Source organism: Aliihoeflea sp. (assembly GCF_052435475.1).
Taxonomy (GTDB): domain Bacteria; phylum Pseudomonadota; class Alphaproteobacteria; order Rhizobiales; family Rhizobiaceae; genus Aliihoeflea.
In genome coordinates this window covers 1-17,005 of sequence record NZ_JBQVMV010000006.1, presented here as the reverse complement: position 1 = coordinate 17,005, position 17,005 = coordinate 1, and the positions used below count along the sequence as shown (strand labels likewise).

Genomic DNA, 17,005 nt, shown 5'->3' with positions numbered 1-17,005 from the left:
GAGCGATCGAGCCCGTCTATCATGTGTCGATTTATTTATCGATTTTGATCCAAAACGATAATTCGACTTATCGAGCGGGATCGACAAGATTGCCGTCATCTTCAAACCGGGATGGCGAAGCGATGGCACAGTGGGATTTCTGGATTGATCGTGGCGGCACATTCACCGACGTGATCGGGCGCGATCCGGGCGGCATCTTCCACCCGATCAAGGTCCTGTCGGAAAATCCGTCGGCCTACCGCGACGCGGCCGTCCACGGCATTCGCAAACTGCTCGGCCTGCAGCCGGCCGAGGCCGTGCCCGCCGGCCTCATCGGCGAAGTGCGCATGGGCACGACCGTCGCCACCAACGCGCTTCTGGAGCGCAATGGCGAACGGCTCGCGCTGGTGACGACGCGCGGTTTCCGCGATGCGCTGAAGATCGGCTATCAGGAGCGCAAGCACATCTTCGCCACCGAGATCGTCAAGCCTGAAGCGCTTTATGACAGGGTCGTCGAGGTTGGCGAGCGCGTGCTTTCCGATGGCACGATCGAAACGTCGCTCGACCCGGACGCGCTTCGCTTTGAACTCTTGGCGTTGCGACAGGAAGGCCACGACGCTGTCGCGATCGTGTTCATGCACGCCTACAAATTTCCTGCCCACGAGGTTGAGGCGGCGCGGATCGCGCGCGAGATCGGCTTTGGCCAGGTCTCCGTCAGCCACGAGGTTTCGCCGCTCATCAAGCTGGTCGGGCGCGGCGACACGACCGTCGTCGACGCCTATCTCTCACCCGTTCTTCGCCGCTATGTCGCGCAGGTCTCCGAGGAACTCGACGTCGCGCGGACCGGTGCGCGGGTGATGTTCATGATGTCGTCGGGCGGCCTGACCGCTGCCGACCTTTTCCAGGGCAAGGATGCAATCCTGTCCGGTCCGGCGGGCGGCGTGGTCGGGCTTGCCCGCACCGGCGATGCCGCCGGTTTCGACAAGGTCATCGGCTTCGACATGGGTGGCACCTCGACCGACGTCGCGCATTTCGACGGCGAGTTCGAACGCGCCTTCGAAACCGAGGTCGCAGGCGTTCGCGTCCGCGCGCCGATGATGCTCATCCACACCGTCGCAGCCGGCGGCGGATCGATCCTGCACTATGATGCGGGACGGTTTCGCGTCGGGCCGGATTCGGCCGGCGCCAATCCCGGACCGGCCTGCTATCGCAATGGCGGACCGCTGACCGTCACCGATGCCAACGTCATGCTCGGCAAACTCCTGCCGGAGCGCTTTCCGGCGATCTTCGGGCCCGCGCAAAACCAGCCGCTCGACGTCGCGATCGTGCGCGAAAAGTTCGAGGAGATGGCGCGGCAGATCGGCGATGGCCGCAGTGCCGAGGACGTCGCCGACGGCTTCATCCGCATCGCGGTCGCCAATATGGTCGAGGCAATCAAGAAGATATCGGTGCAGCGCGGCTATGACGTGACGCGCTATGCGCTGAACTGTTTCGGCGGCGCGGGTGGTCAGCATGCCTGTCTGGTGGCCGATGCGCTCGGGATGAAAAGCGTTCTCCTGCACCCGATGTCCGGCCTGCTTTCGGCCTATGGCATGGGTCTGGCCGACATTCGCGCGACGCGGCAAAAAGCGCTCGGCGTCGCGCTCGACGACGAAGCGCCCGCCGCACTCGCCGGCCTTGGCAGCGAACTCGATACCGAATGCAGCGCCGAACTTTCCGCGCAGGGCATCGCCGAACAGTCGATCACGCGCCACCTTCGCGCCCATATCCGCTATGCCGGAACCGACACACTCCTCGCCGTCGAGGCGAGCTATCCGCAGATCGACGATGCTGCGCGCCTGCGCGCCGGCTTCGAGGACGTCCACCGTCGCCGGTTCGGCTTCATCGCGGAAAAAAAGGCCCTCGTGATCGAGGCGGTCGAATTGGAAGCTGTCGGCGGCGGCGCGGTCGAGGCCGAGCTTGCGGGTGCGGTTGAAGCGCCATCTGCAGCCGTTCCGGCCGCACGGACACACTTCCACTCACAAGGGGCGGATCACGATGCGGGCGTGGTTCTGCGCTCCAGCATGATCCCCGGCCAGTTCGTGACCGGCCCGGCGATCATCATCGAGGCCAACCAGACGATCGTGATTGAGGAGGGCTGGCAGGGCCGACTGACCGCGCGCGACCACATCGTCCTCGAGCGCATAAAGCCTTTGCCCGCGCGGCTGGCGATCGGGTCGCAGGCCGATCCGGTCATGCTGGAGATCTTCAACAATCTATTCATGTCGATCGCCGAGCAGATGGGCGTGACGCTGCAGAACACCGCCTATTCGGTCAACATCAAGGAGCGGCTCGACTTTTCCTGCGCCGTCTTCGACGCGGCGGGCAACCTCGTTGCCAACGCCCCGCACATGCCTGTCCATCTGGGCTCGATGGACGCGTCCGTCGCCACCGCGATCCGCGAGAACCCGGTCGTCAATCCGGGTGACGTCTTCCTCATCAACGCGCCGTACAATGGCGGCACGCACCTGCCGGATTTGACGGTCTGCACGCCCGTCTTCGACGCGGGTTCGCGTACCATCCGCTTTTGGGTCGCAAGCCGCGGACACCATGCCGACATCGGCGGGCTCGCACCCGGATCGATGTCGCCGCTCGCCACCACGATCGAGGAAGAAGGCGTCTATATCGACAATTTCAAGCTCGTCGACAAAGGCCGGTTCTGCGAGGACGAGCTGTCGCAACTCCTGACCGGCGCGCGCTATCCGGTGCGCAATCTCGTCCAGAACGTCAACGACCTGAAGGCCCAGATTGCGGCCAACGAAAAGGGCGTGTCCGAACTTTCCCGCATGATCGACCTCTTCGGCCGCGACGTCGTCGAGGCCTATATGGGCCATGTCCAGGACAATGCCGAGGAAAGCGTGCGGCGCGTCCTCGACCGGCTTCCCGACGGCGAATTCACCTATCCGATGGATCAGGGATGCCAGATCAAGGTGCGCGTGACGGTCGACCGGGCGAGCCGCGAAGCGACGGTTGATTTCACCGGCACGTCAGCCCAACGTCCCGATAATTTCAACGCGCCGGCGCCCATCACGCGGGCGGCCGTTCTCTACGTCTTCCGCCTGCTGGTGCAGGGCGACATCCCGATGAATGCCGGCTGCCTGCGGCCGATCCGCATCGTCGTGCCCGAAAACTCGATGCTGTCGCCCAGCTACCCGGCGGCTGTCGTCGCCGGCAATGTCGAGGTCAGCCAGGCAGTCACCAACTGCCTGTTCGGCGCGACCGGCGCCATGGCGGCCGCGCAGGGGACGATGAACAATCTGACTTTCGGCAACGAGGAGTATCAGTACTACGAGACCATCTGCTCGGGCGCGCCTGCCGGGCCGGGATTCCACGGTGCCGACGCCATCCACACACACATGACCAATTCCCGCCTCACCGATCCCGAAATCCTGGAGACGCGTTTCCCGGTGGTCCTCGAGGATTTCCATATCCGGCATGGCTCGGGCGGTCGCGGCAGGTGGAATGCTGGCGACGGCACAAGGCGCACCATCCGGGCCCGCGAGACGTTGGAATTCGCCATCCTTTCCGGCCACCGAAAAGTCCAGCCGTTCGGCCTCGAAGGAGGGCAATCAGGCCAAGTGGGAACCAACCACGTCCGCCGCGCCTCCGGCGCGATCGAAACGCTGAGCGGCTGCGATCAAACGGTTCTCCAGCCAGGAGACGCCTTCATCCTCACCACCCCGACGGGCGGCGGATACGGAACGTCTGAGGGCTGATACGTGCTCGCTGGCTACGGCGTGGCACTCTGTGCAAGCATCCTGTTCGCGCGCAGATAATAGTCCTTCGGGCGCTGAATGTGCGCCACGCAAAGCTTTGCGAGAGCATCGGCGTCGCCGCCCGCGAGTGCATCGAGAATCTGCCTGTGCTCCTCGACCGCCAGACGGCGAAGCTCGACGTCGGGAAAGCCTCTGCTCCTGATCGGGTGGCTGGCGAATGTATAGGACTTGATGGCTTCGGCCAGAAGCCCGTTGCCGCAATGCCCGTAGAGCTTCTCGTGAAACTCGTTGTTGAGCAGGAAGATGTCGAGATACCGCTCCTCTCTTGAGGCACGCGCATGCGCCTCGGCGATAGAACTGAGCTCTGCGAGGAGACTGTCGGGGGCAGGTAGAGACATGCGCCTTGCTGCTCGTGCCTCGAGGATTTCGCGGATTTCGTAAAGCTCCTCGACCTCGACGAGCGTGTAGTCGCGCACCTGAACGCCGCGATTTGGCGTGCGTATGACGAGGCCGACGCGTTCCAGTTCCGCAAAGGCCCTACGCACGGCGTGCCGTGTCGCGTCGAGGCGCGCGATGACTTCATCCTCAACGAGACGCTCTCGCGGCCGCAGGGTGCCGAAGATGATCTCGCGCTGCAATTCCTTGAAGAGAGCCTCCCATCGGCCGGGATCGCGCTTGTGTTCGGATAGTGCGTAGTCGGTCATTTGAACCCCTGTGTACCGGTTCCCACCTTACCTCGCCCCCTGTCGACAATCCAAGCGTTGACATTATCGATAATCATTCCGATAAAGACGACGGGAGGACTTTCATTGACGTACAGGATCGGAAGCGGTTCGGGTTTTTCAGGCGATCGTGTCGATGCGGCCATACCCGTCGTGCGGCAGATGATCGCCGATGGCGGCGGCGGCGCATTGATCTTCGAGACGATCGGCGAGCGGACGCTGGCGCTGGGTCACCTGGCTCGCCGATCGAATCCGCAGCATGGCTACGATCCGCTACTGTCTGAGCTTCTCGCGCCGATCCTCGCCAACTGCATCCGTTCCAGCATCGTCGTGGTGGGCAATTTCGGCGTTGCCAATCCACGTGCGGCGGCTGATCGCATCGCCCGGCTGGCAGGCGAGCTGGGCCTCGACGGCATCCGGATCGCCGTCGTCGAAGGCGACGATATCCGCGAGGGGCTGGACCTGTCGGGCCTTGAGCGATGGGAGGGTGATACCGAACTTAGCGCCGGTCCGTCCGACATCATTTCCGCCAATGCCTATATCGGCGCGCGGCACATCGCAGAAGCTATTAAAAACGGTGCGCAAGTGGTCGTCACGGGGAGAGTGGCCGATCCTTCGCTGGTGCTCGGTCCGCTGGTCGCGCATTTCGGATGGGACTGGACCGACTGGGACAGGCTGGCGGCGGGAACGCTGGCCGGCCATCTCCTCGAATGCGGCAGCCAGGTAACCGGCGGATATTTTGCCGACCCCGGCTTCAAGGACGTCGCCGATCTTGCCGATGTCGGGTTTCCGATCGCCGAGGTCGAGGTGGACGGCTCGTTCACCATCACCAAGCCCCATGGCACCGGCGGTGTGGTCGATCTGCGCACCGTCAAGGAGCAGATACTCTACGAAATTCATGATCCGGCAGCCTATCTGACGCCCGACGTCATACTCGACATGACGCAGGTGGCGATCGCTCAAGTCGGCAAGGATCGCGTCGCCGTCAGTGGGGCGCGCGGCAGGCCGGCGCCCGATCGCCTCAAGGCCACGATCGGCGTTTCGGGAGACTGGCTCGGCGAGGCCGAGATATCCTATGCGGGACCGAACGCGCTCGCGCGTGCTCGTCTGGCGGCGGATGTGGTGGAGGCGCGCCTCAAGTCGAAGACGTCGCGCGTGCGCCGGCGCTACGACTTCATCGGCGCGCTGAGCGTCTTCGGCGGCGACGACGCCGGCCCTCACGATCAGGTCCTACCCGAAGGTCCCGATATCCGGATGCGCCTTGCCGTCAGCGCTTCGGACAAGGCCGAGGCCGAGCTGGCCCTGCGCGAAGTCGGTGCACTCTACTGTACCGGCCCGGCCGGCGGCGGCGGCATCCGGACACGCCTTCAGTCGCGCATCAACACGGCTTCATATCTCGTGCCCCGATCGATGGTCGAGGAGCGCCATACGTTCTGGGAGGGCGAGGCATGAGCGAGATGCTGACCGTGCCGCTGCACGACATTGCGCATGGCCGATCGGGCGACAAGGGCAATCGACTGAACATCTGCGTCATCGCCTATCGCCCCGAAGCATGGCCGATCCTCGTTCGGGAGGTGACCGAGGCGCGCGTGCTCGCCATGTTCGCCCATCGCGGTGCGTCCAAGGTGAAGCGCTACGTGCTCGAAAACATCCAGGCGCTGAATTTCGTCATCGATGACGCACTGGAGGGCGGCGTCAACTCGGCGCTCAATCTCGACACGCATGGCAAGACTACCGCGTTCCATCTGCTGTCGATGGACGTGACCGTACCCGCCGCACTTGTCGGTAATCGCAATTCGGAAAATGCGACCGGGTGACACCAAAAAAATCCAAGGGAGGAGAACTAAAATGAACAACTCGGGAAAGATCTTGGCCGCCGCGGCAATCGCGCTGCTTGTCGGCAGCGCGACGCATGCGCAGGAGCGTATCCTCATCGGGTCGTCTTCGTCGTCGTCGAGCCATTACGGCTATTATGTCGCCGTCTCGCAGCTCATCAATGACGGTGTCGAGGGCGTCTCGGCGACGGTCGTCGAAACGGGCGCGACCATGGACAACATGCGCCGGCTGCAGCGCAACCAGATCGACATGGGGCTGGTCACGACGAACGTCGCCTACGACGCCTGGGCCGGACAGGGGGACTTCGAGGGTCAGCCCTACACGATGCTGACCTTGTGGGTCTATTCGTCCGCGCCGCAGAACGTCGTCGTGCGTCAGGATGCCGGCCTCGAAACGATTGCGGATCTTGCAGGCCAGCGCATCAACCCCGGCATCACCGGATCGGCGACGGAAAAGACCACAGAGGCGGTTTTCGCTCATCTCGGCGTCGAGCCGGACTGGGTTCGCGGCTCGACCGGCGACGTCGTCGATTCCATCAAGGACGACCGTGCGGTCGGCTATGTGAAGAGCGGTGCCGGCGAGAGGCTGGATGCGTCGAGCCTCGACATCGCCACGCTCACCCCCGTGTCCCTGATCAGCCTCGACGACGAGCAGGCCCAATCCGTCACCGATGCCTTTCCGAATCTCGCGGTGATCGAGATCGGCGAAAACGCCGCCGGTGACGGCTATCCCGCCTATCGCACTTGGGCGTTCGGCACAGCGACGGTCGCCCACCCGGAGATGAGTGACGACATGGCCTACGCCATTACAAAGGCGGCGGTGGAAGACGAAACCGTGCAGTCGGCCGCCTTCGCGAATCTGAAAGGCTCGCAACTCCCCGACATGACGATGGCGCTGGCGACCTCACCTCTCCATCCCGGCGCAATCCGCTACTTCGAGGAGGTCGGCGTCGAGATTCCCGAGCGCCTGCGTCCCTGAGCACGGCCCTGCGCCGCAAAGGGGATCGGATTGGCCGATCCCCGTCTTTCCAGCCGCGAGCCCCACAATGCTTGAAAACTCCCGCCGACTGGTCGCTGCGACGATCGGTGCTTTCGTGTTGTGGACTGCCTATGCGGGCCAGTTCGAGTCCCTCGTCCAGCGGTCCGTAATGGTTGCGCTGCTTCTTCTTCTCGGTTTCCTGACCTACCCGCTACGGCCCGGCGGGCGGGCGCGGGTATGGTCGATCGCGCTCGACGTCGTGCTTGCGGGAATCGGCATCGCCGCCGCGGTCTACGTCACCTTCAACGCCAATCGCATCATGACGACCTTACCGATGGCGTCTCCCCTCGAGCTTGGCCTGACGCTGGGTCTCGTCGTCGTACTGCTCGAATTGGCCCGCCGCACGGTCGGACTTGCCTTTCCGATCCTCGTGATCGTCGGCCTCTCCTATGTCTTCCTGGGTCACCTCATTCCGGGACGACTCGGTCACCGTGGCTTCGACGTCTACTTCATTGCCGAGACGATCTACCTCTCCGATATCGGCGTGTGGGGATCGCTGACCGGCCTTGCCTCGACATTGATCGCCGCCTTCGTCTTGTTCGGAGCCGTGCTCCTGCATACTGGCGGCGGCAAGACGTTCATGGACATCGCGCTCCTCGTCTCGGGTCGGTCGATCGGCGGCGCGGCCAAGATGGCGACGATTGCGTCCGCATCGTTCGGCACGGTCAACGGCAGCGCCGTCGCCAATGTCGCGACGACCGGAACCTTGACGATCCCGCTGATGAAGCGGCTGAACTATCCGCCGCAGTTCGCTGCCGCGGTCGAGGCGGTGGCGTCGACCGGCGGGCAGGTGACGCCGCCGATCCTTGGTGCTGCTGCGTTCATCATGGCTGAAATGATCGGCGTCGAGTATCTGCGCATCGCACTCGCTGCAGTCATTCCGGCCGCGATGTTCTACATCGCCGTGCTTTTGACCATTCACCTGGTCGCACTGCGCAGCAATGTCGGCCTAGTGCCGCGCGAGGAAATTCCCTCCGCCCGCCAGGCGCTCGATCCCCTGCGGCTGATCCCGGTGCTCGGCGGTCTCGGTGGCCTGATCTTCATGCTGGTCTCCGGACGTTCGATCGCCTACTCCGCGGCGATCGGCATTGCGTGCATGTTGATCCCGTTCGTCATCGGCGATCTGTGGCGACGGCGAGACGTAGCCGCAACCTCGCGAACCCTGTTCGACGCGCTCGTCGAGGGCGGTGCCGGCATCGTCATCATCGGCGTGATGCTGGCTGGTGCTCAAATCCTCGTATCGCTGCTGAACCTCACGGGCATCGGCGTGACGCTGTCTTCGCTGGTCGTTGCCATCGGCGGCCAGAACATCGTGTTGATCGGCCTCATCGTCGCCGGGTCATGCCTGATCCTCGGTATGGGCATCCCGACGACGGCCGCCTATGTGCTCGTCGCATCGGTTATGGCGCCGGCGCTGATCGCCGTCGAGGTCGAGCCGCTGGTCGCACACATGTTCGTGTTCTACTACGCGACGATCTCCGTCATAACGCCGCCCGTTTGCATCGCGGTCTTCGTCGCGGCGAGCATCGCCAATGTCGGGTGGTGGCCTGTGGCGCTCAATGCGGTTCGGCTCGGAGCGGTGACCTATGTCGTGCCGTTCATGTTCCTGGCCTATCCCGGCATGCTCTGGTCCGGCAGCGGGCTTGGCATCGCGGAGGCCGCTCTTTCAGGCTTGGTGCTGGTCATCTCGACGGCAATGCTGACATCCGGCGTGACATTGCGCGGCAGCCGAATGCTCGCAGGAGCTATCTTCGCTCCATCAGCACTTCTTGCTCTCTATCCCAACGAGCTGGCGCTTGGTGCCGCCATTATTCTGTTGTGCTTCGGAATCTATCTCGCAAAACCGTTTCATCAGTCGCAGATGAAGCTGGTGCCGGGACAATAGGCGGGCTTTTCGGCGAGCGGACTTTGAATGGCCCCGATGTTCCTGGCCTTCCGGGACGCATCCCTGCCGCCGATCGTTCGACCTGGTGCACATTGGCTGAATCTGATTTCCAATTTTGGCAGCTCGAAGGATCGGCCAAAGCGACCGAGCGGCGTGACTAGCTCGATTGCGCCTCCCGGCTATCTGAATTGAAACCACGCAGGTCGGTCCGCCGCGTCCGCGGCGAAACATCTACAAAAACAATTGCTTGATATTGGAAGTGGCGGAGAGGGAGGGACTCTAACCCGCAATCGCGCAAAACCGCCTGTCCGAGCGAGTTTTCCTCGGGCAACCATTGCAACGATACTTCGCACGATACCTAGCATGATATTTTTCGCCAGGACGCCCCTAAAATCGAACGATAGCCCAGAATCAACACACGGCGTTGCCGACTCGAACTCCGGTCTCGGTCAACGGTGCATGAGAGAAGGTTCGACGGGATCATTCGCACGCGATCCGTTCGATCTCACAGCTTACGGGGCACCCACCGTAACGTCACGATCGCGTGTTGGATTTTGGGGATGTCTCGGCGTAAGCCCGAGACGATGCCGACCACGCCCGGGAGACGCCGGACAAGATTTTGCGGGCGCGGTGCATTTTGGGGGCGTCTTTCCGGAAAAGATCCCGCTACGGTGATGTGGCTTCGGGTTGACCGGAGCCGGACTGCGGCCTCCGCCGGTGCGTCAACACCAGCGAAGGCCTGACCCGCCACCTTCTCTTGAAAGGCAACAGGCTATGAACAGCACTACCTCTTCTGATCTCCGCGATGAAGTCGCCGCGTCGGCGCGTCCCCAGGCATGTGGGACGGCCCGCGCCGATGATAGCGCGGCACGGCCGTACCCGGCACAGCCGATCTCCCGCGCCCCGTCGCTGCCCGCTTTGATGGATCGCATGCTGCGCGATCTCGAAGCGCGGGCCGTGCGCGCCGAGCAGTTGCTGGCCGATCACCAGCGTCACTGCATCTGCCGGGCCGGCCACGTCGCGGCGGAAGGGACGGCGGATCATGCCGCCTCGCCTTCGTGGTCGACCGCCGCCTGACCTTCACCCCCGATCGAGCAGCAGCATCGGCCACCTGACCGGCGTCGACGATGGCGGTGTGATCTTGCGTCGCGTTCGTCAGAGCGGCTGAGCCCGCACGTCTTCGCCTGACCACGTCCGGCTAATGCCCATGACCTGCGACTGTCGCCCTGTGCGCCATAGCGGGGTGCGGCCGGCTGTGCGGATCGATCCCTCTCGCGTCTCAAGGAGACCTCCATGCCTTTCTTATCCCGCTCCCGCTCTCATCGTGGCCGAACCGCTGCCGGCGCAGACCGCCGCTCCCATACGGCTTCCGGTCAGGATGCCCCCGACGACAGCACCGCGTCGGTTGCGCTTGCCGAACTGCTGCCCGCCTTCGCGAAGCTCGTCGACGACACGATCGCCCAGGTACTGGCCTGTCCGGCCAAGCCTGATCCGACCTTCGAGGGATTTGGCGATCTCCTCGCGGTAATCCGCTCGGCGACGACGCTCGAAGGCGCGCTTCTGGAAAAGGGGATTGCGCTTGTCGCTGCCTGCCATCCCGATCTCGACCGCATCCATCTCGACCGACCGCTGCCGGTCCATGATGCCGCCAAGGCGATCTTCCGGCGCAACGACTGGGCACGCGCCTCCAGCCTGCGGCTCGACTCGCAAACCATCACCCGCGAGTTCTACCGGCCGGACCTGCTTCTGATCGACGGGGCGCGCCAGCTCGGCCTGATGCTCGACATCAAGCGCTCGGTCGCCTCATTGAAGCCGCGCGCTCTGGTCGACCTTCGCGCGCGGATGATGGCGTCGGCGCTGGTGACACGCGACATGCTCGAGCGCGAATACGATGCGTCGCCCATCGCACGGGTCGAGATCGCCATCATCGACTGCTCCGGCGAGCGGCGCGACGAGGCACGCGGGATCCTGACCCTTACCGATCTCGACTGGTTGCTCGGCATCGAGGGCGCAGCCGCCGCCCTCGTGCATCTGCGCCGAATCTATGGCGGCGAGGTCCGCCGCCTTCTCGATGAGCGCTGCCGGGCGATCGTCGGCCCGCAACGCCTGATCGCCGCGCGCGCTCCGTCCGATCGCCAGCGCCGCGGCGAAGGCGATGACGTGTTCGGACGGGGAGGCCAGGGCACACGCGCCGACGGTCAGGAATACGGCACGCGGGACGAGGCCGCCTCAGTCGATGACGTCATCGACGCGGATGCCGACCGGGACGCTGACGGCGATGTCGACACCGAGGACGATCCTCAGCGTGTAGCTGCCGAGGAAGATGGTCCGGGCGACGGCGATCATCTCAGAACGCGCTCGCCTGGGATGGCCGGTTCCGCCATGTACGTCGCACGTACATCGCGAACGGTCCGCTCGAACGCGCCGCGCTGCAGCGTCGGGCTTGCCGCGCAGAGGAGCCGGGCATGAAGAAGCCGCAAGCTCCAACATCGTCGTTCACTGCCCGGTCGGCCCGACTACCGCGCCGCCAGACCACCGATGGCGGTCAACCGTCGACACCGCGTTCGCACGCCGCAGGCGAACTGCCCCGCCTGGACGCGATCGCCGCCCTGCCGACCCATGCGGAGCGACGGGCAGCGCTGCGCGCCGCCAACCTTGCTCTGTCAGGACAGGAGCCAAGCGAACGCGCGGTCGACTACCAGATGATCCTCTCCGGGCTCGCCGCCGGACGTGGGGCCGCTGCGGGGCATGGGGGTGGTAAGGTTAGCCCGGGCCTGCCGGGGCTGTTCGATGACCCGGCGGTGGTCGTCGGTCTGGTGCTGCATCACGTCCGTCACTTCGGCAGTCGCGGCATCCCGATCTCGCGCCGGGTGCTTCGCGCGCTCGACCAGCATGCCGCCCGCGGCGATGCGACGGCGCGGCTGGTGCGGGACTGGCTCGCCACCCGCATGGTGCCCTGTGGCAAGCGGCAGCTGTGGATCAGTCGGGGAGGAGCATCATGAGCGACCGGCTCATCCAGCTCGTCCTTGCCCGCCTGACCCGTCGCGCCCGGCGACGGGCCGTCAGCCGCGCCATCGACCTGAACTTGCTTGCCGAAGGCGGAGGGAACGACGACGATGACGACGATCGCACCATCTTCTTGCGACGGACGCGGACGTCGTCAAGCTGGGACGATGACATCGACCAGGTGGAGACCAGTCGCCGAGGCCGTCTCGTCCCAGGCTATGAGGTGCAGGATTTGCCGCGTGCGACGATCGCACGTGTCCTGTCCCATCACGGCATCGATCTTGAGGTGGTGCGTGCAACGTGCGCCATCACCGATGATGGTATCGAGGCGTGTGGAGACGGGCGCGTCGATGCGCCTGCTGCGGCTCCGGCGTCCGGCGATCTCGTCCGCGCCGTCTGGCGCTCCACGTGGCTGCATGCCGATGAAGTCGCCGTCGTGCTCCTGTTGCGGGAGGCTCTGGCTCGCGCCGGGTGCGATGCGGCACGGATGGCTCGATCTCTGTCCGGCTTGCCCGGTCCGATGATCACGCTCGTCTCGCCCGTCGAGGGGTTCGAGGCATGCCTTGCCGATCTGATCCGGCAGGATGTCTTTGCCCGCGGATCCAACACGATCAACGGCTACGAACTGCGCGCAATCAAGACCAGCGCGCGGCGCGCCCCCAAACCGGGCCCGACCATTGTCCTGTTCCGCGGTGACGATGCTTCGGAGCGAGATGGTGACGAGATCGATGGCAAGATCGGCGTCGCCCTCAGGCTCGGTGCGCCGATCCTCGCCATGGGCTCGACCGCCGACGGCCTGCCCCCGCGTCTGGTTTGCAGCGCTGACCTGGCACTGGAGACCCCGTCGCTGACACCGAACCTCATCGGCGAGGTCATCGCACGTGTCGTTGGGCAGGAGCCGAGCACCGCCGCCCTCGACTTGCTGCAGCCGGTCTGCGCGCATCTGACCCTGCGCGATCTCGTCACCGCGATCCGGCCGGGTCATATGCCCGAACGCATCGGCGCGCTCCTGCGCCAGCTTGGCAGCGACACGGCATGCACTGCGGCGCAGCCGGGACGCCGGATCGCTCGTACTTCCGGCGCGGCGGGCCGGACGATCGAGAAGGACCGGTCCGGCAAGCCCGTCCGCTCGGGCAGCGACATCGTGCAGCCGGTGCCTGCTGCCACCCTTGCCGCCGACCCGCATCTTGCCACCGTCGAGCGGCTGCATGGCTATGGTGCAGCCCAGACCTGGGCGCTCGATCTGGCGCAGGATCTCGTTCAGTGGCGGCAAGGCCATGTCGAATGGAGCGATCTCAGCACCAAGCTCCTTCTGTCCGGTCCGCCGGGAACGGGCAAGACGAGCTTTGCCAGGGCGCTCTGCAACACATTGCAGCTGCCGCTCATCGCCACCTCCGTATCGACCTGGCTCGAGCCGAGCCATCTCGGCGACGTCCTGCGGCGCATGCGGGTCGTCTTCGACGAGGCGCAAGCGCTCGCTCCCGCCATCCTCTTCATCGACGAGATCGACGGCATCGGCCAGCGTGGCCAAAAGAACGAGTATGACGACTACTGGAATGCCGTCGTCAACAAGGCGCTCGAACTGCTCGACGGCGCGATCCGGTCGCAAGGTGTGATCGTCGTCGGCGCTACCAATCATCCCGCGATGATCGACCCGGCGCTGCGTCGCTCAGGCCGGCTGGAGACGCATATCGAAATCCCGCTTCCGGACGTCGATGCCCTCGTCGGCATTCTCGCGCACCATCTGGGCAAAGATTGCCTGACCGTGATCGACAGCCGTCCGCCGGGACCGGCAGAAGCGGGCGGAACCGTGGACGCGGCGGCGGGCGGTACCACGAATGCGGTCGGGACAGCCGGCGTCGCGGAGGGGACACACCCGTCGAACATGACGGCCAGCGAGACGGTGCCGCTCGACAGCCAGCAGGCGAATCAGCCCCGCGACCGCGGTCCCTGCGCCAGTGTCGGCGGCTGTGGAAGGCCGGAGGAAGAGGCGGGACACATCGGCTTGGAAAATGGGGATGCCGATGGCCGAAACGATATTACGCGGCCCGTTCCTGACCGCCGGTCCCGCGAGGTGAGCCGATGACCAACCGCTTACGCCAGGCGCATCTCTTTCCATCCACCGAAACTGGAGTTATCCCCACCATGATCTGCAGCACCCCAGACGCGAGCAACGGTCCTGATGGCGCAACCTCCCTGCCGCCGGACCTTCAGCGTCTGCGTCCGCTGGCGCGTCGCCTTGCCGGACGTTCCGGCGCCGATGTCGAGCGCATCGTTCGCGAAGCACGACAGGTCGCGCGCAGGGCAGGGCGGCCGCTTGCCTGGCACGACCTCGAGCGGCAGATGCTTGACGCCGACGGGCCACGTCCCGAGGCGTTGCGCTGGCGCATGGCGGTGCATGAGGCCGGACATGTGCTGGCCTGCCTTCTCCTTGGCGGTGCGTCGATCCGGATGATCTCCATCGATGCACCGCATGGTGGTCTCGTCGAGCGCAGGGTCACACTCCATTCGCTGCAGAACGCTGCGTGGGTCATGGATCAGATCGTCATCCTCCTGGCCGGGCGCACGGCGGAGGAGATCGTCTTCGGGGAAACGCTGGCAGGATCGGGCGGAGAGAAAGGGAGCGACCTAGCAATGGCGACACGCCTGGCTGTCGCCATGGAGACCGAGTTCGGCTTCAGCCAGCACCAACCACTCGTCCATCGCCCCGTCGCCGACATCGGTCATCTCCTGACCATCGACCGCGAGCTTGCCGCCCGCGTCGACCGGCGTCTCGAACAGGCCCATGCCGACGCGGTCGTGCTCCTTGGCATGCAGGGCCTGACGCTGAACTGGCTGGCGCGCATCCTCCTGCAGCACGGCGTGCTCGAAGGCGCCGAGCTGGACCGCGTTCTGGCCGAGGCCCGAACGCGCCTCGAGCCGGTCGAGCTCGGCACGGGACGGATGGTGGGGGCGCAGCGGGCTCAGAGAGGAGGGGTGGTCGTGAGGGCGACGCGGTAGCCAAGACGGTAGCCGTCTGCAAGTGAGCGGCGCATCCGCTCTCACGGCAGGAACGCTTTGCTGTCGATGAGAGAGGAGGGCCACATCCGGGTCCGGTTGGCGTGCGAGCGCGAGACCGAGAACAGGTTGCAACGACGTGCCTGCAACGTGTCTCGATTTGCGCTGTTCCGATTCGAAGATCGCGGCCGCCGATTCAAATCTCGGCGCCAGCGATTCCGTCCGCATGAAAGCCGATTCAAAACCTGGCGTCAGCGTTGCACCGTCAAACGCCGTGAGCAGGGCAGGGCATCATGACCTGTCTGCAACCCATCTCGAGTTGAGACAAATTGCGTTGTTCCGATTCCGGACTGCGCATCGCCGATTCGAAGGTCGAGATTGCCGTTACATCCTCACGGCGTTTGTCGCTTGCATGGTCGCCGGTCATGCTTCTAGCAGGCAATGATGCCGGACGAGGAGAACCGATCGATGACAGATGACAGTGAGCGGCTTCGCAAGCAGAGGGAATACCAGCGCGCCTATCGCAGGCGCCAGAAGGCGATCAGGGTGCCGGATCGCGACGAGATCGCGCGCGAACTCCTGCACTATGCGGTGACGAAAAACCTGGCACTTGGGCGGGAGGCCGAACTCGGACGCCTGATGGACGCCGTTATCGATGGCCTCGCCGCGCGCGGCTACGACCGCAATGGCACCAGTCGGGTCTTCTCCGCATTGGTCGACCGCTACGAGCAGGGATGGTCGTTCCAGCGGCGGCTGCACCTGATCGAGGCGGGGGGCGATGGCGCCCGGAAGGCGGTCGGTCAGGAGACGGACGACCGCTGACGGGGCCGCCCAGGATCGGGGTGCCGGGCAGCGACGTCCGGCATCCGGCGTCCGGTCCGCCGCGGGGCGGCGCTTCGGCTGGCGACGGGCATCCACCCTGCGGTGGCAGGCCCAGATTTGGATGGCTATTCCCGAAGATGGCTTGCGCGGCTCTGGTCAGCAGTCCTGCATGTTCGATTGGCATCCCCACAAACCGCGTTTGTCTTTCCCTCAGCTTGTCCCCCCATTACTCCCTCAAACGCGGTTTGATTCTGGATCGGGGTCGGGTTGGGGAAGCATTGTCTGGCGGATGGTGGAAAATGATATTCCGCCGTGAAGCTAGCCGCGCGGCGTCATGACGGCGCATGAGCCTGGCCCCTTGCTGGGCAGCACCAAAAGACCGGCTGCGGCGATCGATTTTGGGCGTGCTGCGTTGTGACGCTTTAACGAAAGCGCAGCGGAGAGGATCGACGAATGGACATTCTGATCGATAAGGGCGACGCGTCCTTCGCGACACTGCTCTTCGCCCATGGTGCTGGCGCTCCGATGGATGCGGCAGTGATGACGCGGTGCACCGAGGCGCTCTGCCAGGCAGGCTTTCGCGTCGCCCGGTTCGAGTTCGCGTACATGGCTGCGCGGCGAAACGGCCAGCGAAAGCCGCCGCCGAAGGCCGAGACGCTTGTCGACGAATATCGCGCGGCGGTCGCCACTCTCGACGTCGCGGGCCCGCTCGTCATCGGCGGCAAGTCGATGGGCGGGCGCGTCGCCTCGCTGGTGGCGGATGAGCTTCATGCCGGCGGCAAGATCGCCGGGCTCTTCTGTCTTGGCTATCCCTTCCACCCGCCGGCCAAGCCGGAGCAGTTGCGCACCGCGCATCTGATGGGCCTGAAGACGCCGGCGCTCATCTGCCAGGGCACGCGGGATCCGTTCGGTACGCAGGAGGAGGTCGCCGGCTACAAGCTTCCCGCATCCATCGAAATCCAGTG

At 64.9% G+C, this 17,005-nt stretch carries 13 protein-coding genes; 12 read left to right on the top strand and 1 reads right to left on the bottom strand.

Translation table 11 applies throughout. The features are described from left to right. Positions 1 to 122: 122 nt before the first annotated feature. On the top strand, positions 123 to 3,734 hold the full coding sequence (locus ACT6QU_RS09235) for a hydantoinase B/oxoprolinase family protein (protein WP_444563671.1): 3,612 nt from the start codon (positions 123 to 125) through the stop codon (positions 3,732 to 3,734). Between the two features lie 14 nt (positions 3,735 to 3,748). On the opposite strand, the gene ACT6QU_RS09230 is transcribed toward ACT6QU_RS09235, so the two are convergent. Beyond that, the gene (locus ACT6QU_RS09230) at positions 3,749 to 4,438 is read right to left on the bottom strand and encodes a GntR family transcriptional regulator (RefSeq protein ID WP_444563672.1); all 690 of its coding nucleotides are present in this window, start codon (positions 4,436 to 4,438) and stop codon (positions 3,749 to 3,751) included. A gap of 105 nt (positions 4,439 to 4,543) precedes the next feature. Between ACT6QU_RS09230 and ACT6QU_RS09225 the strand changes: the two genes are divergently transcribed. The 11 genes from ACT6QU_RS09225 to ACT6QU_RS09175 form a co-directional block, all read left to right on the top strand. Further along, a complete protein-coding gene (locus tag ACT6QU_RS09225) occupies positions 4,544 to 5,908 on the top strand; it encodes an acyclic terpene utilization AtuA family protein (protein WP_444563673.1) in 1,365 nt (454 codons plus the stop codon). Beyond that, positions 5,905 to 6,273, top strand: coding sequence for an AtuA-related protein (locus tag ACT6QU_RS09220; RefSeq protein WP_444563674.1), 369 nt, complete (start codon positions 5,905 to 5,907; stop codon positions 6,271 to 6,273). Before ACT6QU_RS09225 ends, ACT6QU_RS09220 begins: the two co-directional genes overlap by 4 nt. Positions 6,274 to 6,304: 31 nt before the next feature. Further along, positions 6,305 to 7,270 (top strand): TAXI family TRAP transporter solute-binding subunit, encoded by a 966-nt coding sequence (locus tag ACT6QU_RS09215; RefSeq protein WP_444563675.1) that lies wholly within the window; start codon positions 6,305 to 6,307, stop codon positions 7,268 to 7,270. Positions 7,271 to 7,337: 67 nt separating this feature from the next. Next, on the top strand, positions 7,338 to 9,215 hold the full coding sequence (locus tag ACT6QU_RS09210; RefSeq protein WP_444563676.1) for a TRAP transporter permease: 1,878 nt from the start codon (positions 7,338 to 7,340) through the stop codon (positions 9,213 to 9,215). Between the two features lie 930 nt (positions 9,216 to 10,145). After that, complete coding sequence (locus tag ACT6QU_RS09205) at positions 10,146 to 10,292, top strand: hypothetical protein (protein ID WP_444563677.1); 147 nt, start codon at positions 10,146 to 10,148, stop codon at positions 10,290 to 10,292. Between the two features lie 216 nt (positions 10,293 to 10,508). Continuing rightward, the gene (locus tag ACT6QU_RS09200; protein WP_444563678.1) at positions 10,509 to 11,684 is read left to right on the top strand and encodes a hypothetical protein; all 1,176 of its coding nucleotides are present in this window, start codon (positions 10,509 to 10,511) and stop codon (positions 11,682 to 11,684) included. Beyond that, complete coding sequence (locus tag ACT6QU_RS09195; protein ID WP_444563679.1) at positions 11,681 to 12,217, top strand: hypothetical protein; 537 nt, start codon at positions 11,681 to 11,683, stop codon at positions 12,215 to 12,217. The genes ACT6QU_RS09200 and ACT6QU_RS09195 overlap by 4 nt, the downstream gene beginning before the upstream one ends. After that, complete coding sequence (locus tag ACT6QU_RS09190) at positions 12,214 to 14,307, top strand: AAA family ATPase (protein WP_444563680.1); 2,094 nt, start codon at positions 12,214 to 12,216, stop codon at positions 14,305 to 14,307. The genes ACT6QU_RS09195 and ACT6QU_RS09190 overlap by 4 nt, the downstream gene beginning before the upstream one ends. Positions 14,308 to 14,366: 59 nt before the next feature. Beyond that, on the top strand, positions 14,367 to 15,221 hold the full coding sequence (locus tag ACT6QU_RS09185; RefSeq protein WP_444563681.1) for an ATP-dependent Zn protease: 855 nt from the start codon (positions 14,367 to 14,369) through the stop codon (positions 15,219 to 15,221). Positions 15,222 to 15,686: 465 nt separating this feature from the next. Continuing rightward, positions 15,687 to 16,040: a hypothetical protein gene (locus ACT6QU_RS09180; RefSeq protein ID WP_444563682.1), complete on the top strand. Its 354-nt coding sequence runs from the start codon at positions 15,687 to 15,689 to the stop codon at positions 16,038 to 16,040. 453 nt (positions 16,041 to 16,493) lie between these two features. Beyond that, the coding region (locus ACT6QU_RS09175) for an alpha/beta hydrolase family protein (RefSeq protein ID WP_444836871.1) at positions 16,494 to 17,005 on the top strand (512 nt) is incomplete at its 3' end.